The 21,076-nt window shown below is 71.8% G+C and carries 16 protein-coding genes; 9 read left to right on the plus strand and 7 right to left on the minus strand.

Annotated elements, in window-relative coordinates; genetic code table 11:
• Positions 1-105: 105 nt before the first annotated feature.
• The 3 genes from WME76_RS23495 to WME76_RS23505 all read left to right on the plus strand — a co-directional run bounded on the left by WME76_RS23495 (position 106) and on the right by WME76_RS23505 (position 1,767).
• Complete coding sequence (locus tag WME76_RS23495; RefSeq protein ID WP_437954521.1) at positions 106-483, plus strand: hypothetical protein; 378 nt, start codon at positions 106-108, stop codon at positions 481-483.
• A 91-nt stretch (positions 484-574) separates the two neighbouring features.
• Entirely contained in the window at positions 575-1,234 is a 660-nt protein-coding gene (locus WME76_RS23500; RefSeq protein ID WP_437954522.1) for a DUF4166 domain-containing protein, read from the plus strand.
• Positions 1,231-1,767 (plus strand): hypothetical protein, encoded by a 537-nt coding sequence (locus WME76_RS23505; protein WP_061619504.1) that lies wholly within the window; start codon positions 1,231-1,233, stop codon positions 1,765-1,767. The genes WME76_RS23500 and WME76_RS23505 overlap by 4 nt, the downstream gene beginning before the upstream one ends.
• A gap of 30 nt (positions 1,768-1,797) precedes the next feature.
• On the opposite strand, the gene WME76_RS23510 is transcribed toward WME76_RS23505, so the two are convergent.
• From WME76_RS23510 to WME76_RS23520, 3 genes are all read right to left on the minus strand, one after another.
• Complete coding sequence (locus WME76_RS23510; RefSeq protein ID WP_437954523.1) at positions 1,798-2,682, minus strand: carbohydrate ABC transporter permease; 885 nt, start codon at positions 2,680-2,682, stop codon at positions 1,798-1,800.
• Between the two features lies 1 nt (position 2,683).
• Positions 2,684-3,616: a carbohydrate ABC transporter permease gene (locus tag WME76_RS23515; RefSeq protein ID WP_437954524.1), complete on the minus strand. Its 933-nt coding sequence runs from the start codon at positions 3,614-3,616 to the stop codon at positions 2,684-2,686.
• A gap of 103 nt (positions 3,617-3,719) precedes the next feature.
• The gene (locus WME76_RS23520; RefSeq protein ID WP_437954525.1) at positions 3,720-5,126 is read right to left on the minus strand and encodes an ABC transporter substrate-binding protein; all 1,407 of its coding nucleotides are present in this window, start codon (positions 5,124-5,126) and stop codon (positions 3,720-3,722) included.
• A 736-nt stretch (positions 5,127-5,862) separates the two neighbouring features.
• Here WME76_RS23520 and WME76_RS23525 point away from each other — a divergent pair.
• From WME76_RS23525 to WME76_RS23535, 3 genes are all read left to right on the plus strand, one after another.
• Positions 5,863-7,143 carry an isochorismate synthase gene (locus WME76_RS23525; protein ID WP_437954526.1) on the plus strand — a complete coding sequence of 427 codons (1,281 nt, stop codon included), beginning with the start codon at positions 5,863-5,865 and terminating at the stop codon, positions 7,141-7,143.
• Between the two features lie 97 nt (positions 7,144-7,240).
• Entirely contained in the window at positions 7,241-9,394 is a 2,154-nt protein-coding gene (pabB, locus tag WME76_RS23530; protein WP_437954527.1) for an aminodeoxychorismate synthase component I, read from the plus strand.
• A gap of 91 nt (positions 9,395-9,485) precedes the next feature.
• Complete coding sequence (locus tag WME76_RS23535) at positions 9,486-11,639, plus strand: anthranilate synthase component I (protein ID WP_437954528.1); 2,154 nt, start codon at positions 9,486-9,488, stop codon at positions 11,637-11,639.
• A 455-nt stretch (positions 11,640-12,094) separates the two neighbouring features.
• On the opposite strand, the gene WME76_RS23540 is transcribed toward WME76_RS23535, so the two are convergent.
• On the minus strand, positions 12,095-12,922 hold the full coding sequence (locus WME76_RS23540) for a GNAT family N-acetyltransferase (protein ID WP_437954529.1): 828 nt from the start codon (positions 12,920-12,922) through the stop codon (positions 12,095-12,097).
• A gap of 196 nt (positions 12,923-13,118) precedes the next feature.
• Here WME76_RS23540 and argG point away from each other — a divergent pair, with 196 nt between their 5' ends.
• Together argG and WME76_RS23550 are read left to right on the plus strand one after the other, a co-directional pair.
• The gene (argG, locus tag WME76_RS23545; RefSeq protein WP_437954530.1) at positions 13,119-14,471 is read left to right on the plus strand and encodes an argininosuccinate synthase; all 1,353 of its coding nucleotides are present in this window, start codon (positions 13,119-13,121) and stop codon (positions 14,469-14,471) included.
• Positions 14,472-14,604: 133 nt separating this feature from the next.
• A complete protein-coding gene (locus WME76_RS23550) occupies positions 14,605-14,964 on the plus strand; it encodes a phage holin family protein (RefSeq protein ID WP_437954531.1) in 360 nt (119 codons plus the stop codon).
• 271 nt (positions 14,965-15,235) lie between these two features.
• Here the strand turns inward: WME76_RS23550 and WME76_RS23555 are convergent, their stop codons facing one another.
• Positions 15,236-16,219: an aldo/keto reductase gene (locus WME76_RS23555; protein WP_437954532.1), complete on the minus strand. Its 984-nt coding sequence runs from the start codon at positions 16,217-16,219 to the stop codon at positions 15,236-15,238.
• A gap of 54 nt (positions 16,220-16,273) precedes the next feature.
• Positions 16,274-17,971: a MutS-related protein gene (locus WME76_RS23560; RefSeq protein WP_437954533.1), complete on the minus strand. Its 1,698-nt coding sequence runs from the start codon at positions 17,969-17,971 to the stop codon at positions 16,274-16,276.
• Positions 17,972-18,176: 205 nt separating this feature from the next.
• On the opposite strand from WME76_RS23560, the gene WME76_RS23565 reads away from it, so the two are divergent.
• Positions 18,177-19,157, plus strand: a complete 981-nt coding sequence (locus tag WME76_RS23565) for a BON domain-containing protein (RefSeq protein WP_437954534.1) — start codon at positions 18,177-18,179, stop codon at positions 19,155-19,157.
• Between the two features lie 39 nt (positions 19,158-19,196).
• On the opposite strand, the gene WME76_RS23570 is transcribed toward WME76_RS23565, so the two are convergent.
• Positions 19,197-20,873, minus strand: coding sequence for a protein kinase domain-containing protein (locus WME76_RS23570; RefSeq protein WP_437954535.1), 1,677 nt, complete (start codon positions 20,871-20,873; stop codon positions 19,197-19,199).
• Between the last annotated feature and the right edge of the window lie 203 nt (positions 20,874-21,076).

A 21,076-nucleotide genomic window follows, 5' to 3' on the forward strand; every position in this document is an offset into this window, starting at 1 on the left:
GCCGACCGCTCCGCCCCCGGCGGGCCCGCGAGGTCGGGATGCTGCTGCGCTGCCGGCCCGCACCGCGCTCTCCGGTGCGCCGCAGGATCGGATAGAGTGCCCAGCATGAACTCCTACGATCTGATCACGTGCGCGAGCTGCTACGGCGAAGGCGAGATCAACACGGACTCCGGACCCTACCTGTGCAAGGACTGCAACGGGAACGGCCGCATCTTTCCGACCGGCGAGCAGATCGAGGAGCGCATCCGCGAGATCGAGGTCGAGCTGGAGCGCCACCCGCTGGAGGCGCGACCGGAGACCCGGTGGCTCGTCTTCGAGCTGCGGCGCACGCGCAAGCTGCTCTGGCAGATCCGGTCGCTCTGCGAGGAGGCGGAGAGCGACGCGGAGCAGGCGATCCTCGTCAAGGTCCGAGACCTGGCCGACGCGGCCGTCGCCGCGAGGAGCCCCGCGCTGCCGCGCGAGATGCTCCCGGAGGACGGCTGACGCCGGCCCCGCCGACGCGCCGCGCCTGCGCGTGCGCCGCGGCCGCGCGGCCGCGGCGCACGTGGAAGCGAGCGCGACGCGCGCTGCTCCGATGCCCTCCCTCTACCCTTCCCTGCTCGGCGCCGCGTGGTCTGCGCTCGCGCCGCCGGTCCAGCGCCTCCACGCGGGCGGCGCGCGCGCTCGCGGTCGCTTCCGCGTGCGCCGCGGCCGCGCGCTCGCGGCGCGCCTGCTCGCCGCCCTGCTGCGCATGCCGGAGGCAGCGGAGGACGTCGCCGTGACGCTCGCGGTCGAGCCGCGGGCCGACGGCGAGCGGTGGATCCGCACCTTCGGGGCTCGCCTGCTCCGCTCGACGCAGTGGCGCTCGGGCGATCTGCTGGTGGAGGCGCTCGGCCTCGTCCAGTGCTGGTTCCGGCTGCGCGCCGAGGGCGGCGCGCTCGTGTTCGAGCAGGTGCGGTCGACGATCGGGCTGCGCAGCTTCGGGCTGCCGCTGCCCCGGTGGCTCGCCCCGCGGGTCGAGGGCCGCGCCGAGGCGCTGCGCGACGAGGTCCATGTCGACGTGCGGATCTTCGCGCCCGTCGCCGGGCTGCTCGTCGCGTACGAGGGGCGCGTGAGGCGCGGCGGAGAGGACGAGGCGGCCTCGGCGCTCGCCAGCGAGCCAACCTCCGCGCGCGCCGGCGAGACCGCCTCCGCGAGCGCCGGCGAGACCGCCTCCGCGAGCGCCGGCGCGCCGGCGCGAGGGTCGAGCGCGTGATCACCGCGCTCGTACTGTTCGCCGTCCAGGGCGCGCTCGGCGCGTTCGACACGCTCTACTACCACGAGTGGCGCGCGCGCCTGCCCGGCGGCGTGCCCGGCACCGCGCCCGAGCTCGTCCTGCACGCCGTCCGCGACCTCGTGTACGCGGTGCTCTTCGCCACGCTGCCGTTCGTGCGGTGGGAGGGGCTCGCCGCGTGGGCGCTCGCGGCGCTCCTCCTCGCGGAGATCGCGATCACGCTCCGCGATTTCGTCGTCGAGGACACGGTCCGGCGGCCGCTCGGCGGCGTCTACCCGGGAGAGCGGGTGATGCACGCCGTGATGGGCATCGTCTACGGCGCCGCCCTCGCGCACCTCCTCCCCGAGCTCTGGCGCTGGGCGCTCGCCCCCACCGGCTTCTCCCGCTGGGAAGCGCCCCTCGCCCTCCGCGTGCTCCTGCCGGCGATGGCCGCGGGCGTGCTGCTCTCGGGGCTGCGCGATCTCGGCGCCGTCTACGGCCCTCGCTGGCTCCGCTTCCCCTGGGGGCGCGCGTGACGGCCCCTGGCCGCGTGCAGCGAGCGCCCGCTAGCCCTTCACCGCGCCCGCCGTGAGCCCCGCGAGGATGCGCCGCTGGAAGACCAGCGTCAGCACCACCAGCGGCACGGTCACCACGACGGAGGCCGCCATGGTCTGCCCCCAGGGGATCTCGTAGAGCCCGCTGGTGGCGGTCGAGAACGCCTGGATCGCGTACGTCACCGTGCGCTTGTCCGGCGTCTGGGTGAACGAGAGCGCGAACAGGAACTCGTTCCAGGCGGCGATGAACGCGAGGATGCCGGTCGTCGCCATCCCCGGGACCGAGAGCGGCAGCATGATCTTCGTGAACACCTGCCAGGGCGTCGCGCCGTCGACGTACGCCGCCTCCTCGACCTCGCGCGGGATCGCCTTCAGGAAGCCGGTGAGCACCCAGACCGTGAACGGGAGCGTGAAGATGAGGTAGGTCAGGATCAGCGCGGGGAGCTGGTTGTAGAGCTTGAAGAAGTTGATCATCTCGAACAGGGCGCCGAGCACGGCGATCTGCGGGAAGATGGTCATCGCCAGGACCGCGTAGAGCACGACGCTGCGCCCGCGGAACCGGAACCTGCCGAGGGAGTAGGCGGCGAGCGAGCCGACCGCGAGCGAGAGCGCCGTGACCGAGACGGCGACGATCACGCTGTTCAGGAGCGCCGTCTGGAACTGGCCGTCCTCCAGCACGGCGCGGTAGTTGTCGAGCGTCACGCGATCGGGCCAGTAGCGGACCGGGGTCGTGAACAGCTCGCTGTCCGGCTTGATCGAGGAGACGAACGCCCAGACGAACGGGAAGACGGTGAACACGACGACCGCGGCGACGAGCAGGTAGAACAGGACGCGCAGGGCGACCTGCCCGCCGCGCCGACGGTGCCCGCCGCCCGGAGCTCCGGGAGAGCCATTCATCTCAAGCCTCCTCCGCGCGGAACACCGCGAGATAGATCATGATGAACACGGCGATGACCAGGAACAGCGCGACGGAGATGGCCGAGCCGTACCCGATGTCGGAGATGCTGACCAGCGTCTGCTGGGCATACGTGGCCATCGTCTGCATGTCCGGCCGGTTGCCGAACATGACGTAGAAGACGTCGAAGACCCGGAGCGCGTCGAGCGTGCGGAAGATGAGCGCCACGAGGAGCGACGGCTTGAGGAGCGGCAGGGTGATGCGGGTGAACTGCTGGAGCGCCGTCGCGCCGTCCACCCGGGCGGCCTCGTAGAGGTCGCTGGGGACGAGCTGCAGCCCTGCGAGCAGGAGGAGCGCCATGAACGGCGTCGTCTTCCAGATATCGATGAGCGCCACCGCCCAGAACGACACGTCCGGATCGGCGAGGAACGCGATGTTGCGATCCACGACGCGCAGGCGGTTCACGAGGATGTCGTTGAAGACGCCGTAGACGTCGCTGTACATCCACTTCCACATCTGCGCCGAGATGACGGTGGGTATCGCCCAGGGGATGAGCATGGCCGCGCGCACGGCGGAGCGCCCCTTGAACTGCGAGTTGACGATGAGCGCGATGGCGAGGCCGAGGGCGAGCTCGCTCAGCACGGTGACGACCGTGAAGAGGACCGTGAGCAGGACCGCGTCGTGAAAGTAGCTGTCCTGCGCGAGATCGACGTAGTTCTGCGCCCCGACGAACGCCGCCGGCGCCCCGGTGCCGAGCCGCGTGTTCGTGAAGCTCAGGTAGAACGTCTGGACGAGCGGGTAGAGGGCGATGAAGCCGACGACCACGAGCGTCGGCAGGAGAAAGAGCCAGGCGATCGTGGTCCGCCGCCGCTCGAACGACGCGCCGCGCGCGGGGGTCGCCTCGATCGTGGCCTTCGGGTCAGCCGGCGTGCTCATGCAAAGCTCCGTTCTCGAGAGGCGGTGTGGCCGGAAGGTCGCGCCAGCGGCGCCGCGGCGGCGGGGGAGCGCGCGGCCGCCGGAGGCGCGACCTCCGCGGCGGTTACCTGAGCGTGCGCGTGAGGCGCTGGTCCACCTGGCCGAGCACCGCCTTCGGATCCTTGCCCTGCAGGACCTCGCTCACCCCCTGGAAGAAGGCGATGGATGCCTCGTTGTAGCGCGGGCCGGTGCTGTTCGAGGGGCGCGGCACCAGCCAGAGGTCCTTCGCGCTCTCCAGGAAGGGCATCGCCTTCACCACCTCCGGATCCTCGAGCGCCGATCGGACCGTCGGGATGAGCGAGGCCGCGAGCGCGCGGAACTTCTGCCCTTCCGGGCTCGCCAGGTAGCGAACGAGCTCGATCGCCGCGTCCTGCTGCTGCGAGAACTTCGAGACGGCGAGCTGCCAGCCGCCGACGGCGGCGGCGCTCTTCTGGCCGGGCTCGTGCGGCAGCGGGGCCACCGCGAACTTCCCCTTGATCGGCGACTTCTCGGCGTTGCCCGCGGAGTACGCGTAGGGCCAGTTGCGCATGAACGCGGCGTTCCCGCTCTGGAACGTGTTCCGGGCGTCCTCCTCCTCGTAGCTCGTCACGCCGGCGGACGAGATCGAGCCCACCCAGCCCCTCGCGCGCGCGAGCGCCTTCTGCGCGTTCGGGTTGTTCACCGTGATCTTGCCGTTCTCGATGATGGCGCCGCCGCCGTGCGAGGCGATCCACTCCAGCGCGTTGCAGGTCAGCCCCTCGTACGCCTTGCCCTGCCAGACGTAGCCGACGAAGTTCGGGTTCTGCGCCCGCTCCCCTTCCTGGATCTTCTTCGCCATCTGCTCGAGCTCGTCCCACGTCTCCGGCGGCTTCGAGTAGCCGTGCTTCGTCAGCAGGTCGGTGCGGTAGTAGAGCAGCCCGAAGTCGGTGAACCACGGTATCGCCACGAGCTTGCCGTCGATCGTGTTGTTCTGGACGATGCTCTCGACATGCTGCTTCGCTGCCTCACCGAGCTTCCCGGTCAGATCGGCGAGGTTCTGCGCGAAGGCGCCGGGCCAGATGACGTCCAGCATCATCACGTCGACGTCGCCGGACTGCGCCTGGAACAGGCGCTGGTAGACGGAGTAGGTCTCGGTCGCGCCCTTCGGCCGGGGGATGATGGTCACCTGGATGCCGGTGTCCTGCTGGAACTGCTGGACCATCGCCTTGTCGAGCTCGGCGCCGACGCCCACGGACTCGCCATAATACTTGAGCTTGGCCCCCGCGTATTTCTTCGCCTCGGCGGCGTTCGGCACCGCGGGCGGCTGCGCCTTGATCGCCTTCTCGCCCGGCGCCTCCGCGACCGCGGCCGCGGTCGTGGGGGCGGCGCCAGGGCGGCTCTCGCCGGCAGGCGGGCTCTTGTCGCCGCCGCGGCATGCGCCCAGACCGACGACGAGGAGGAGCAGCGCCGTGGGGCGCCATGCGCGGAGGTCATGCTGCCGAGTGAGGTCCATCGCAGGATCCTTTCTGAGCTCAGTGCCAGGGAGTTTCACGGTTCCGAGGGCCCCTCGGTGCTGTCGAGACGCGCCGCTCACGAGCGCCGCGAAGGATGAGGCCCCGCGGCAGCATCGAACAGATACGCGCTCGGGGGCAAGCGATCGCACCGCCTGTCCGCGGCGGATTCACGGTCGGGAGGCGCCTGAACACAGATAGGGACGAGGCCTACGGCTCTGCTCGACGCGCCCCGCCGCAGCGAAGCGGGCACGGGACGCAGGACGAGGCGCGCTGCGCATGCGCGACGCGGACGCGGATGCGCGACGCGGACGCGCATGCACGAGGCGGAGGCGAACCGCGTGTGCGTTGCGCGCGTGGCGGACTCGCGACGGAGCGCGAACGGGGTTGCACGAAGGCGGTGCGCACGCGCGTTGCGCGACGACGAGGTGAGCGGGTCGCGCGGTGTGCGACGCGCGCGCGTCGCGCATCGCACACCGCGCATCGCACACCAGCGCGCGCACGCGTTGCGCGAACGGCGGATGCGCGCCGGATCGCGCAATTTTCGCGACGAATCGCTGCCTCGCGCGCCCGGGGCGCGGGCTGCTTTGCGCTTGCGGAGCCCATCCGGAGGCGGTAGAGCCGACGCTGCGCGGCCGGCGCTCGCGATCCGGCATGGTGCCGCGGGCGCACGGCCCGCTGGCGCCAGACTGCTCCTGCCGAGCAGGACGAGCCCGAACCGGCCTGCGCAGGCAGTGCATGACCCCCCTGACGTTTTCCTCTTCGGCCGATGCCCCCCGCCAGGCGGCACGGCTGGTCGCCCGCACCGTCCGGCTCGACGCTGACACGCTCGCGAGGATGCCCGGCGGCATCTCCGCGCTCGCCGGGGACAGCGCGCGCGTCTGGATGCACCCGAGCGCGCAGCTCATCGCGCACGGGGTCGCCGCCCGCCTGGAGCTGCCGCACGGCATCGAGGGCGGCGTCGCGTGGATCCAGGAGGTGCTCTCGTCGATCGGCGCGGCCGACGCCGTGGGCCGCCCGGGCTGCGGCCCCGTGGCGCTCGGAGCCCTCCCCTTCGACCGGACGGAGCCGGCCGCGCTCGTCATCCCCGCCCAGCTCGTCGGCGCGGCCCCCGACGGGACCGCGTGGGTCACCACCATCGGCGAGGGCGCCGCGCCCGCGCCGCACCTCGAGCGGGCCGAGGGCCACCGGCGCTCGCCCGACAGCTTCACGCTGAAGTCCGCGGTCCCGCACGACGAGTGGTGCGGGCGCATCGCGCACGCCGTGGCCGACATCCAGCGCGGGGACCTCTCCAAGGTCGTCGTCGCGCGCGCGGTCGACGTCGAGGCGAACCGGCCCATCGTCGTCGAGGAGGTCCTGCGCCGCCTGACCGCGCTGTACCCCTCGTGCGCGATCTTCCACGTCGACGGCTTCCTCGGCGCGAGCCCGGAGCTCCTGCTCTCGCGCCGCGCGCGCGCCGTCTCGTCGCACCCGCTCGCCGGCACCTACGCGGTCTCCGCCGACGTCGACGCCGACCGCCGGTTCTCCGAGGTCCTCCGGAAATCGGCCAAGGACCAGCGCGAGCACCGCTTCGTGGTCGAGGCCGTGGCCGCCGCGCTCGCGCCGGAGTGCGCGTCGCTCGACGTGCCGAGCGAGCCGTCGATCCTGAGCCTCCGCAACGTGATGCACCTCGGCACGTCGATCCACGGCCAGCTCAAGGAGGCGGCGCCGGACGCGCTCACGCTGGCCGCGCGGCTGCACCCGACGCCGGCCGTGTGCGGCACGCCGCGCGACGCGGCCGAGGCGTGGCTCGGCGCGCACGAGGGCATCCGCCGCGGGCTCTACGCCGGGATCGTGGGCTGGGTCGACGCGCGCGGCGACGGCGACTGGTTCATCGGCATCCGCAGCGCCACCGTCGACGGCGCCCGCGCTCGGATGGTCGCTGGCGTCGGGGTCGTCGCGGGCTCCAGCCCGGAGGCCGAGCTCGTCGAGACGCAGCTCAAGCTGCAGGCCATGCTCGCGGCCCTCATCCGCCCCTGATGCCGGGGCCGCCGCCCTGGCGCCTCCTCCACGCCGGTCCCCGCGCCGGCGCGCCCGCGTTGACGGCCTCCGCGAGGGCCCCCAGGGGAGCTTCGCCGTGAAGACACTCCTCATCGACAACTACGACTCGTACACCCACATCCTCGGGCAGTACCTCTGGGAGGTGAACGGCGAGAGGCCGATCATCGTCAGGAACGACAGCCTCTCGCTCGCCGAGATCAGGGACCTCGAGGTCGACAACATCGTCATCTCCCCCGGCCCCGGCCGCCCCGAGCGCCGGGCCGATTTCGGCGTCTGCGCGGACGTGATCGAGTCGCTCTCCACCACGCCGATCCTCGGGGTGTGCCTCGGCCACCAGGGGCTCGCGGCGCGCTTCGGCGGGCGCGTCCGGCACGCGCCGCGGGTGATGCACGGCAAGGTCGCGGAGGTCGAGCACGACGGCGCCGGGCTGTTCGAGGGCGTGCCCAGCCCGTTCAAGGTGGTGCGCTACCACTCGCTGATCGTCGGCGACGACGACCTCCCGGCCGACATCGAGGTGACCGCGCGGACGCGCGGCGACGGGCTCATCATGGCCCTCAAGATCAAGGACCGGCCGTTCTACGGCGTGCAGTTCCACCCCGAGTCGATCGGGACCGAGCACGGCAGAAAAATCCTCAGCAATTTCCGTGAGATCACCGCGCGCGCGAGGGGAGCGGCGGCGGCGCCCGGGGCCGCGGCTGCCGATGTGGCGCGCGCGCTGGGGCGCGGCCGCGTGCGTCACGTCCGGCTCCCCTGGGTCGATCCCGAGCGGGCGTTCGCCGGGCTGTTCGCCGCGGCGCCGTACGCGTTCTGGCTCGACTCGAGCGCGACCGGGAGCGACGGCCGCTTCTCGTTCATGGGGAGCGCGACCGAGGCGATCGAGAGCCACGGCGCCGCCGTGACGCGCTGGAGCGCCGGCGGCCCGGGGGGCCTCCTCACCCCGGCCCTGTCCGAGGGGAGCCCGTTCGCGGCGTTCCGGCGGGAGCTCGCGTCCGTGGCGCTCGAGCCGAGCGGCCTTCCGTTCCACTTCACCGGCGGGCTCGTCGGCTACCTCGGCTACGAGCTCAAGGAGCACCTCGGCTTCGGCGCGTCCGCCCACCCGCGCCGCGCGCTCCCGGACAGCGCGATGATGATCGCGCGGCGGCTCCTGGCCTTCGACCACGTCGAGCGCGCGGTGTACGCGTGCGCGATCGACGCGGGCGAGCCGCCGCCGATCGCCGCGCCGTCGCCCTCGTGCGACGCGTGGCTCGACGACATCGCGGCGCGGCTCCAGGGCCTCCCGGATCTCGCCGAGCCGGCGCTCCCGCCCGTCCCGGAGGGCTTCGCCGACGTCCTCGCGCTGTCGCAGCGCCTCTCGCGCAGGGAGCACCTCGACGCCGTCCGGGCGATCCTCGCCGAGATCCACGAGGGCGAGACGTACGAGGTGTGCCTCACCAACGAGTTCCACGTGCGGACCTCGCTCGACCCGTTCGCCCTCTACCGCGTCCTGCGCCGCACGAACCCCGCGCCCTTCTCGGCCTACCTCAGGCTGCCGGACGGCGCGGTGCTGTCGTCGTCGCCGGAGCGATTCCTCTCGGTCGACCGGGCGCGGCGCGTGCGCAGCGAGCCGATCAAGGGGACGCGGCCGAGGGGCGCCACCGAGGAAGAGACGCAGGCCCAGCGCCGCGATCTCGCGACGAGCGACAAGGACCGCTCCGAGCTGCTCATGATCATCGACCTGGTCCGCAACGACCTCAGCCGGGTGTGCGCGATGGGGTCGATCGAGGTCGAGGAGCTGATGCGGATCACCGAGCACGCGACCCTGCTCCAGCTCTCCTCGGTGATCACGGGCGCGCTGCGCGAGGGGCGCGCCGCGCTCGACGCGCTCGAGGCGTGCTTCCCCGGCGGATCGATCACGGGGGCGCCGAAGCACCGGACCACCTCGATCATCGACGCGCTCGAGCGGCGCACGCGCGGCGTGTACACGGGCGCCATCGGGTACCTCGCCTTCGAGGGCCCCATGGACATGAACATCGCCATCCGGACCCTCGTCGCCGACGCCGAGGGGGTCAGCTTCGGAAGCGGCGGCGCGGTCGTCGCGGAGTCGAGCCCCGAGGCCGAGTACGAGGAGGTCCTCGTCAAAAGCTTCCCGCTGCTCCGCGCCGTCTACCTCGCCGAGCGCGCCGCGGACGCCGATCGAGCGCCCGCGCGGGGCGCGCGTCGCCCGCGTCCGCCGAGGGCGTCGCGCGGATGACGTGCCTGACGAACACGTGCCCGCGGCGAAGAAGCCGGTGCCGAGCGCATGCCGCACCGCATATACTCGCCGCGCAGGAGGAGACGCGGTCTTGAAACGAGAGAGCAACGTTACGCGGAAGGGAGTCGCGGTGCGGCGGGTGGTCGAGGAGCTCGCCGTCGACGGCGCGATCCAGCCCATCGTGGAGGCGCTCGACAGCCACCTCGGCGTGGTCCTGGCGTCCAGCTACGAGGTTCCCGGCCGGTACACGCGATGGGACATCGGCTTCATCGATCCGCCGCTCGTGCTCGTCTCCCGGGGCCGCGACTTCCGGTTCACCGCGCTGAACGAGCGCGGTCGCGTGATCCTCCCGGCCATCGACGAGGCGCTCCGGGATCTCGATGCGGTCGTGGCCGTCGAGCGCCGCGGGGACGAGGTGGTCGGCGCGGTCCGGCCGCCGGGCGAGCGGGTGCCCGAGGAGCTGCGCAGCCGCCAGCCGTCCATCTTCTCGGTGCTGCGGCGGCTCATCGAGCTGTTCAGCACCCCGGGCGATCCGCTCTTCGGGCTGTACGGCGCGTTCGCGTACGATCTCGCCTTCCAGTTCGAGCCGATCCGGCTCCGCCTCGAGCGCCCGGCGGACCAGCGGGATCTCGTGCTCTACCTGCCCGACGAGATCGTCGCCGTCGATCATCGCCGCGAGCGCGCGACGCGCACGCGCTACGAGCTCACGTGCGGCGATCGCTCGACCGAGGGGCTGCCGCGCGAGGGCGCGGCGCGCGCCTATGTCGGCGCCGATCGCGCGCCGCAGAACGAGTACGCGCCGGGCGAGTACGCCGACCTCGTGCGGGTCGCGCGCGAGTCGTTCAAGCGGGGCGATCTCTTCGAGGTCGTCCCGGGCCAGACGCTCTTCGAGCCCTGCCCCGTCCCGCCCACCGAGCTGTTCTACCGGCTGCGCGAGCGCAACCCCGCGCCCTACGGCTTCCTGATGAACCTCGGCGAGTCCGAGTACCTCGTCGGCGCCTCGCCGGAGATGTACGTGCGGGTCGAGGGCGATCGCGTCGAGACGTGCCCGATCTCGGGCACGATCCCGCGCGGCAGCGACCCGATCGCCGACGCGGCGCAGATCGCGCGCCTGCTCGCGTCCGCGAAGGACGAGTCGGAGCTGACGATGTGCACGGACGTCGATCGCAACGACAAGTCCCGCATCTGCGTGCCGGGGAGCGTCCGCGTGATCGGTCGCCGGCAGATCGAGATGTACTCGCGGCTGATCCACACGGTCGATCACATCGAGGGCCGCCTGCGCGAGGGGTTCGACGCGCTCGACGCGTTCCTCGCGCACACCTGGGCGGTCACGGTCACCGGGGCGCCGAAGGCCTGGGCCATGCAGTTCATCGAGGATCACGAGCGCTCGCCGCGCGCGTGGTACGGGGCCGCGGTCGGGATCGTCGGCTTCGACGGCAGCATGAACACGGGGCTCACGCTGCGCACGATCCGGGTCAAGGACGGCGTGGCGCAGGTCCGGGTGGGCGCGACGCTGCTCTACGACTCCGATCCCGACGAGGAGGAGCGCGAGACGCACGTGAAGGCGTCGGCGCTGCTCGACGCGATCCGGAGGCCGCGCGGCGTCCCCGCGCAGGCGCCGGCGGCGGCCGGCGCGGCGCCGGGGGCCGGCCTCAAGGTGCTGCTCGTCGATCATCAGGACTCGTTCGTGCACACGCTGGCGAACTACTTCCGGCAGACGGGCGCCGAGGTGGTGACGCTCCGCGCCGGCTTCCCTCACGGCGAGCTCGACAGCTACGCGCCGGACCTCGTGGTGCTCTCTCCCGGGCCGGGGTCGCCGAGCGATTTCGATCTCTCGGGGACGCTGTCGGCGCTGCTAGAGCGCCGGCTGCCCGTCTTCGGGGTGTGCCTCGGACTGCAGGGGATGGTCGAGCATTTCGGCGGCAAGCTCGGCATCCTCGACTACCCGATGCACGGCAAGGCCTCGAAGGTGCGCGTGCTCGGCGGGCGGCTCTTCGAGGGGCTGCCGCGCGAGTTCCACGCGGGGCGCTACCACTCGCTCTACGCGCTGCGGGACGCGCTGCCGCCGTCTCTGAAGATCACGGCGGAGACCGAGGACGGGGTCGTGATGGCGATCGAGCATGCGGAGCTGCCGATCGCGGCGGTGCAGTTCCACCCGGAGTCGATCCTGTCGCAGGACGACAACGTGGGGCTCCGGCTCGTGCGGAACGCGGTGACCGAGCTGCGGCGGGCTGGCGGGGGGTGACGCGCGACGGGGATCCGGGTCGCCCGGCTCCGAGAGAGGGAGTCCGCCGCGCGGCGCGGGGACCCCGCCGGACTCGCCCGAGACGATGACCCTCCGGCTCCGCCGGAGGGTCATCGTCTCGGGCTCAAACATCGGCCCTCCCCGCGCCGCGCGGCGGACTCCCTCTCTCGGAGCCTACCGTGGAGCTTTGATCACGCGCTCAACACGGGGAGCGCGTGGCTCGACACGGGAGCGCGCGACCGGCTCAGGCCACAAAATGAAAAAGCGCCGCCGGGGCCTCGGGGGGGGAGAGGCCGCGCCAGCGACGCTGGATTGGTCTTAAGCACCGGACATGCCACGGCACGTCTCTGTCATTGCCGGGCATTTCGCATGGACGTCCGGGGCGATTGTTTCGCTTCTGCAAGGACGGAGCTGCACTCCTGCAAATGCGCGGACCCGCGGCGCCCGGGGAGCGCTCAGGTGGACTCCTGCGAATTCTCGCTCCGTCGCATGAAGACCCCCTTGCTGTACGCCATGAAGAACCCGAGCCGCATGGCATTGCGTTCCGTGGGAATGCCAGGGCTCGCGCTGATACACGCCAGGGGACAACCCCGGTCGCGCACCCGCTCCAGTCGGCGAACGATGAGCGCCTGCTGGATGCCGCGCTCGCGGAAGCGGGGGAGCACCGAGGCGCCGAAGAGCGCGGCGCCCTCGCCGGAGACCTCCACGCAGCCGCCGCCGGCAGGCTCACCGTCGACCAGCGCCAGGTACGATTCGCACCCGGGGTGCGCGACCATGCGGCGGGTGACGTCGAAGAGCGCCGGCGTGATCGGCTCGCCCTCGGGGCGGAAGCCGCTCGTCGAGACCTCGATGAACACCCGGACCTGCGCTTCGTCCGCGGGGTCGACGCGCACGATCTCGAGCCCGTCGGGGCCGCCGTGCGTCAGCAGCGCGCGGAGGTCCTCGTCCGGCGCGATCTCGCGCGCCAGCACGTTCTCGAACTCGCGCAGCACGAACCCCCGCTCGGCGAGGCCGCGCACCAGCGACTCGTGCGCGAAGGGACAGACCTGGATCTGCGGCTCCGCGCCGCGCGTCGTGTAGAACGCGACGAGCCGGTCGAGCTCCTCGCTGGAGACGCGCCCGTCGAGCCCGAGCCCCACAGCGAAGTTGCCCCAGGAGCCCTCGCCATCAAAGGCCATCCACCCGCCCGCGATGGGCTCCGCGCAGGCGACCACGGCGGCGGTGCCGAGCGCCAGCCGGCGCTCCTCGATCCGGGCAATCTCGGCGTACGACAGCTTCGGCATGGGTGCACCTCGTCGGCGGGCAGGGTTGCGTGAGAAGGCCCCCTCCATCCTAGTCCGACGCGCCCCGCTCCGTGTATGCGAGCACGCGCGCGCCGGCGGCGACCGGGCGACGCGCTCCGCGGCCGCCGTCCAGGGCTCCCGCGCCGCGCGATCTACGCTCGCGTGGGCGCGGGCGATGTGACTATGCTGCGCCGCCATGAGCAGGATCTTCCGTTCCCTTCCCCCGGCCGGCACCCACCTCGGCATCGCGTTCTCGGGCGGGCTCGACACGCGCTGCGCGGTGGCGTGGCTGACGCGCAACGGGCTCAAGGTGCATGCGTACACCGCCGATCTGGCGCAGCCGGACGAGGACTCCCCCGGCGACATCCCGCCGATCGCCCTGCAGCACGGCGCGGTCTCCGCGAAGCTGGTGGACTGCCGCGAGGCGCTCGTCCGCGAGGGCATCCTCGCCATCCAGTGCGGCGCCTTCCACCTCTCGACGGGCGGCAAGAAGTACTTCAACACCACGCCGCTCGGCCGCGCGGTGACCACGACCGCGATCGTGCGCGCGATGCGCGACGACGACGTCCACGTCTTCGGCGACGGCAGCACGCACAAGGGCAACGACATCCAGCGGTTCTATCGCTATGGCATCTTCGTCGACCCCTCGCTCCAGATCTACAAGCCCTGGCTCGACCCGAAATTCGTGGGTGAGCTCGGCGGGCGCAAGGAGATGAGCGAGTACCTCGAGCGCCACGGGCTGCCCTACCGCATGGGGACGGAGAAGGCCTACAGCACCGACGCCAACGTGCTCGGCGCGACGCACGAGGCGAAGGATCTCGAGCGCCTCGACACCGGGATCAAGATCGTCCACCCGATCATGGGCGTCGCGTCCTTCCGGCCGGACGTCGCCATCGAGGCCGAGACGGTGACCCTCGGGTTCGAGCGCGGCGTCCCGGCCACCATCAACGGCAAGCGCTTCGGCTCGCTGTTCGACCTGTTCGTCGAGTGCAACCGGATCGGCGGGCGCCACGGGCTCGGCATGAGCGACCAGATCGAGAACCGGGTCATCGACGCGAAGAGCCGCGGCATCTACGAGGCGCCGGGCATGGCCCTCCTCCACGCCGTGTACGAGCGGCTCCTGTCCGCGATCCACAACGAGAACACCCTCGACGTGTACGTCACCCAGGGCCGTCGCCTCGGGCGCCTGCTCTACGAGGGCAAGTGGTACGACCCCGAGGCCATGATGCTGAAGGACGCGCTCTCGCGCTGGATCGCGCCCGGCGTGACCGGCGAGGTGACGCTCGAGCTGCGCCGCGGCGACGACTACAGCATCCTCAACACGCGCGCCGACTACATGGCCTATGCGCCGGACAAGCTCTCGATGGAGAAGGTCGAGGAGGCCTACTTCACCCCCGAGGACCGCATCGGCGCGCTCGAGCTCCAGAACCTCTCGGTGACGGACAACCGGCAGTTCCTGATCCACCTCATCGAGAGCACGCAGGCCCTCGGCCCCGGCGGCGCCCCCGCCATCGGCGAGCTGCTCGGCGGCGACAAGCCGAAGAGCTGAACCTGCACCTGCAGAGGAGCGTCCGGGGCGAGCCCCTCCCTGACCGGCGAGGTTGCGCCCGGCCCGCGCCTGGGTCACCAAGAGCGGGCGAACCCCGGCCCGCCCCGAGCGGCGCCGGCCCAGGGAGGTGGTCATGAAGACGCTCATCATCCAGGCACTCGCCGCGGGCATCGCGGTCCTCGTAGGAACGAAGCTCATGCCCGGCGTGCGCATCCGCAAGACAGGGACGGCGCTCGTCGTCGCCGCGGTGTTCACGCTCCTCAACCTCCTGCTCGGATGGCTCGTGAAGTTCCTGGTCGCGGTGGCGCTCCTGCCCGCCGCCGTCGTCACGCTCGGCCTGGCCTACCTCTTCTTCGGCCTCCTCGTGAACTCCGTGCTGCTCTGGGCGACGGACAAGCTGATCGACGATTTCGAGATCCGCGGGTTCGGCTCGCTCTTCGGCACGGCCGCCCTCATCTCCTTCGCCGGGTGGCTCCTGCCGCGCATCCTCTGAGCTCCACGGAGCTCCACGGCCGGTAACAGGGCGCTCGCGCGCCCCTCCTCACCACGCCGACCACGGCGGACTTCTCACCTCGTCCGTCCTGTCACAGCGCACCTGCCCACGTCGCTCGTGCGCTGCTCAGCCTCCACGGACATCGTGGTCAGTCAGCGTGTCAGGCGAGGGCATCGCGGTGGTGGGCGCCTTCTGATCGCGCGGCGCGCACCGGGCGCCACGCGCGCGGGCGCCGCGGCCCCGGCCGGCCGCGGCGCGTCCTCGTCGAGCCCTACCAGCGCTGGTGAATCACCGGCCGGAGCCGGCGGTCGTAGATCTCTCGGATCTTCGCCATCGTCTCCTGCGGCAGCGCGGGCAGGTCCGCGGCGCTCGCGTTCTGGTCCACCTGATCGGGCCGCTTCGCGCCGGGGATGACGCACGTCACCGCGTCCTGCATGAGGATCCACCGCATCGTCCACGCCCCCATGCTCACGCCGGGGGGCACGAGCGGGCGGAGCTCCTCGACGACCTCGAGGCCCAGGTTGTAGTCGACCCCCGAGAACGTCTCGCCCTTGTCGAACGCTGCGCCCTCGCGGTTGAAGCTGCGGTGATCGTCGGCGGCGAACTTCGTCGCGGCGCTCATCTTCCCGGTGAGCAGCCCCGAGGAGAGCGGCAGTCGCGCCAGGATCCCGACCTGCCGGCGCTTCGCCTCCGGGAAGAACAGCTCGGCCGGGCGCTGCCGGAGCACGTTGTAGATGATCTGCACGGACTGCACGCCGGGGTAGTCGATCGCCTTCAGCGCCTCTTCCACGCGCTCGACGCTGACGCCGTAAAAACGGATCTTGCCCGCCTTCACCAGCCGATCGAGGGCATCGAACACCTCGGGCCGATAATAGACGTCCGTCGGCGGGCAGTGCAGCTGCAGCAGGTCGAGCGCGTCCGTCTCGAGGTTCTTCAGGCTGCGCTCGACGAAGGCCGTGAGGTTCTCCGCTGTGTAGCCGGCCGCGTCGTGGGGGCTCAGCCGCCGGCCCGCCTTCGTCGCGATGACGATCTCCTCGCGCCGCTCCCTCCGGAGCCGCGCGAGCAGCCGCTCGCTCCGGCCGTCGCCGTACACGTCCGCGGTGTCGAAGAAGTTCACGCCGCGCTCGACGGCCCGGTGCAGCGCGGCGAGCGACTCCTTGTCGTCGACGTCGCCCCAGGTGCCGCCGATCGCCCAGGCGCCGAAGCTCACCGTGGAGACGCGGAAGCCCGTTCTGCCAAGAGGTCGATATTCCATGGCAGCGGATACAACCAGATTTTTCCGCTCACGGCGAGCGCGCCGTGCCCGCGATCAGTCGGGCTCGACCTCGCGGCGGCGGTGCGCTCGCTTGCTGCGCTCGACCAGCGCGACGAGCTCCTCGCGCGTGACCCCGAGCCGCGCCGCGGTCCGCTGCGCGAGCGAGGTCCGGGCCACCCCGTGGACGAACTGGTACGTCGGCCACTGCTGCGCGTCGAGCTCGACCTGCAGGAACACGAGCCCATCGACAGGCCGCTCCCGCTCGAGCCGCGCCGCGAGCTCCAGGAAATGCGTCGTGATGAACGCCTGAGGGCGGAGCTCCCCGAGCAGCGAGATCACGAGCTGGAAGATCTCCTCCCCCTCGGACGGGTTCGTGCCGGAGCAGAGCTCGTCGAGCACCACCATGTCGCCGACCTGCATCGCCTCGAACAGCGACCGGATGCGCAGGAGCTCCATCCCGAGGCGCCCCTCGCTCTGGTCCGCCTGCGCCTGCTCGATCAGCGACACGAACAGCCCGTGGCACGGCGAGAGGCGGGCCTCCGCGGCCGGCACGAAGAAGCCCACCTGCCCCAGCATCTGCGCGAGCGAGAGCGCCTCGAGCAGCCGCGTCTTCCCCCCGGAGTTCGGCCCGGTCACGATGACCGTGGCGTCGTGGCGCTCGGTCGCGATGTCGCACGGCACGATGCTCGCCGCGCTCGCGAGCAGGAGCGGGTTGAACAGCCCCCTGAGCTCGCGCGCCGGGGGCTCGCCGGGCGCTCCGCCTGGCCAGGCGAGCTCAGGCAGGCAGACGGAGAGGCCGGCCGCGCGGGCGCGATCGCGCAGCGCCAGGCCCGCGAGGTAGAACTCGAGATCTCCGAGGAGCTGGACGAGCGCGACGAGCTCGTCCTCGATGCCCTCGAACACGCTGTTGACGTAGCGGGTGAGCAGCTCGTCGTCGCTGAACCGGTACCCCCGCCACAGCATCACGAGCTTCGTGACGACGCGCCCGATCGGCGACTGGTAGAAGCGGTTCCCGTCGTTCTCGCGGATCGACAGCGCGCGGAGATCGCGCACGTGGCCGTCGGAGCCGACGCGGATCCGGACATCCAGCGTCGCGAGCTCCTCGTCGTACGCGAGCAGGTCCGCGAGGCGGCGGTACGCCTCCGTCTCGCGCACCGCGGCGCCGAACGCGGGGAGCCGCGCGAGGCCGGATCGGGCGCCCGCGAACCCGTCCGCGAGGGCGTCCAGCGCCTCCTTCGCGGCCACGAGGATGTCCAGACGGCGCCGGCTGCCCTCCCGGCGGGAGATCGAGATCGTCTCGAGCTGGCCCACCCAGCGGCGGAGCGCCGCGTACGCGCGGCCGAGATCGCGGCGCAGCGCCTCCGACCCGGCGAGCTCCCGGAAGATGTCGCGCCGGAGCTCGACGGTGTCGCGGTCGCTCGGCGGCCGGGAGAGCGCGCGCCCGAGCAGCGCTGGGCTCGGGATGTACGTGCGCCCGTCGCTCGTGAAGTGGAGGCAGCCCACGATGAGCTCCTGCAGGAAGACGTGCTGCGCGAAGCGCGCCGGGTCCCACGTCGACGCGGGCAGCGACGCCGACTCGATGTGCCGGTCGAACGCGCCCGCGGGGGCGCCGCCCGCGAACGCGAACGTCAGCGACTCCTTGACCGCGCGCGCGTCGACCCGGAGCGCGGGCCGGTGCGAGAGCAGATCCGGCGCCGCGCGCTGCCCGGGCAGGGCGTCGAGCAGGACGGGTTCCGGCGACGCCGCGCTCACGGCCTCGAGCCTACGATGCGTCGGGCCGGAGCGCTCGTCCGGTGTCCATTGCCGCCGCCGCGCGGTGGCCAGGGGAGTTCTCGGCATGGCCGTGCCGACACGCGCGCCGCGCGGTTGTTCCCGAACGGCCAGGGGCGACCGCGTTCATGGCACGACGTCTGCCTGGGTGGACGGCCGGAGAGGCACCATGAGTTACCGCTGCACGATGAGCAGAATACGCTGGTTCTCCGGCCCCACCATCCTCGCGCTCGCCCTCGTCGGCACCGCCTGCAGGAGCGAGAGCGAGAGAGCCGAAGGAGCGGTCCGCGAGCCAGGCGACCAGACCGGCGACAGGGCCGCGCCGCCCGATGGCCAGCGCCAGTCGCCCGGAAAAGACGGGCGCGATCAGGCCGAGCGGCTGGGCGACAAGGCCGAGCAGCTCGCCCGGGAGGGCCAGGAGCTCGGCAAGGAGGCGCGCGAGCAGGCGGACAAGGTGGGTGAGAAGGCCGAGCAGCTCGCCGAGCGAGGGCGCGAGGTGGGCAGCGAGGTCAGCAACCAGATGAACCGGGTCGGCGAGCAGACCGGCGCGCTCAAGGACGACCGCGCCCAGGCCGGGCGCGAGCAGACCGGCACGCCCAAGGACGACCGCACCCAGGCCGGGCGCGAGCAGACCGGCACGCCCAAGGACGACCGCGGCCAGGCCGGGCGCGAGCAGACAGGCGCGCCCAAGGACGACCGCGCCCAGGCCGGGCGCGCGCAGGCCGGGCAGCCCGCGGCGCCCAGGGAGCAGGCCGCGCCGCAGCAAGGTGGCCAGCAAGGAAAGGAGGCGCAGCAGGGTCAGGCCGGCGGCGCCAGGGACAAGGGGCAGCCCGGGAGCGCCGCGGCGAGTGAGCACGACGCCTGGACGCAGGCGGCCAAGGACGACGACTATCAGGTCAGCTTCAACCGCGACGGCTCCGTCGTCGCCACCAAGGAGGCCAAGGGCTCGGACAAGCGGCCGCCGGACGAGGCGCTCCGCAACGCGGTGGGCGGCAAGCTCGCGAACAGCGATCACGAGGCGGTGAAGAAGCTCAGCGTGACCGTGCGCAATGGGGTCGTCACGCTGCAGGGCCGCGTCGTCAGCGTCAAGGAGGCGACCGAGGCAATGAAGGAGGCCATGGACGCCGACGGCGTCACCAAGGTGATCTCCTATGTCCGCCACGACTGATGACCGCCGACGGTCGAGGCGGCGTTCGCCCGGACAGGGCTACTTCGCGTAGTTCGTGGGCCGCAGCTTGACGGAGCGCTCGACGGTCTCCGCGGGCGCGAGCGTCAGCATGATCGTCTCATCGAAGCAGTCCGACCTCGACACGACAACGACCTGTGTCCCCACGGGCAGCTCGGTCTTGAGCGGCGTCTTGCCGAGCGTCTTGCCCTTCCAGCTCACGATCGCGTCCGGCGGGTCGCTCGCGATCGCCACGCTCGCCTTGGGGGCTTCCTCGGGCTTCTTCTCGACAGCCTCCACGGCCGCCGCCTGGGGCGCGGCGGCCGCGGCGGGCGCGGCGACGGGCGCGCGCTGGCTCGCGGCATAGAGCGCGCCCCCGGCCACCGCGGCCAGCGCGACCAGGCCGGACGCTCCGACCAGGAAGCCGCGCCGCGAGGGCGGCGCCGGCATCGCGGTCGCGCGCAGGCTCACCGAATCGCTCACGGGCGTCCTCGGCCGCTCGACGCCCGAATGGCGCGAGAGGCCGGAATACCGCTCGACGCCCGAATAGGGCTCGATGCCCGGGTGGCTCGGCTCGCCGAGATAGGGGAGCTTGCTCGCGGAGCCCGACCCCGAGCGCGAGCTCGACGGCCCCATCGCGAGGCCGATGCCGCTGAGCGTCACCGGGCTGGAGGGCTCGCTCAGGCCCGACGCCTTGGCCACCCGCTCGATCTGCGCCTTGATCTGGTGGCGAATCGTCGCCCTGCTCTCCGCGTAGATCCCCCGCATGCACGCGCCGAGGAACTCGCCGCGGACGTCCTCGCCCGACCATTGCAGGTAGCTCTCGATCACATCGCACATCTCCTGCGCGGTCGAGAAGCGCTTCGACGGGTCGCGCTCGAGGGCCTTGGCGGCGATCTGGTCGAGCGCGATCGGGATCCCCGGGACCACGGTCGACAGCCGCGGCAGCTTCCCCAGGAGGAGCTGGTGCATCACGCTGATCTGGTCGCCCTCGAACAGGCGTCGCCCGGCGAGGAGCTCCCACAGCACGACGCCCACCGCGAAGATGTCCGCCCGGCGATCCACCGACTTGCCCGCCGTGACCTGCTCGGGCGCCATATAGGTCAGCTTGCCCTTGAAGGTCCCGCTCTCGGTGCGGGAGGAGTTGACCGCGGCCTTGGCCACGCCGAAATCGACGAGCTTCACCGCGCCGTCGTACGTGACGAAGATGTTGTGCGGGGAGACGTCGCGATGGACGATGCCGAGCGGCTTGCCGTCGAAATCGCAGAGCTCGTGCGCGTAATGCAGCCCGCGCAGCACCTCGGCGACGATCCGGAGCCATGTGGCGCGCACCAGCCCGCCCGTGCCCGGCTCCCGGTCGGCGGCCGATTTCATGACGCGCTTGAGCGGCTGCCCGTCGAGGTACTCCATGACGATGAAGTACCCGTCCTGATCGCTGCCGACCTCGTAGGTCTGGACGACGTTCGGGTGGTTCATGCGCGCCGAGAGCTTCGCCTCGTCCATGAACATGAGGACGTGTCGATCCTCTTCGTCGGCGAAGGTGCGAAGCCGCTTGACGACGACCAGCTTGTTCACGGAAGCCGGCCCGTGCGCCATCGCGAGGAAGACGTCGGCCATTCCGCCGCGGCCGAGCTTCGCAATGGGGCGATATCGGCCGAGCCCAAGCTGGGTCGGCGTGTCCCTCAAGATCGACGCTCCGTGTTCTCCGGTCACACCCACCTCAGTATGCAAAATTCAATAATTGCGCGTCCAAGTCAATACTCAATACGAAGAGTTTCGGTTGTTGTCGCTGAGGCAACATGCCCCACTGGCATGAAGGGCCGGGAATCGTGCGCACAAGAACGAGATGAAACGACATCCGAGCACAGCCGCTCACGCGGTGTTCGGCGGTTCACTGCGCAGCGCCGCGTGCTGGGCGGCGC

The organism is Sorangium sp. So ce119, assembly GCF_051524405.1.
GTDB classification, from domain to species: domain Bacteria; phylum Myxococcota_A; class Polyangia; order Polyangiales; family Polyangiaceae; genus Sorangium; species Sorangium cellulosum_G.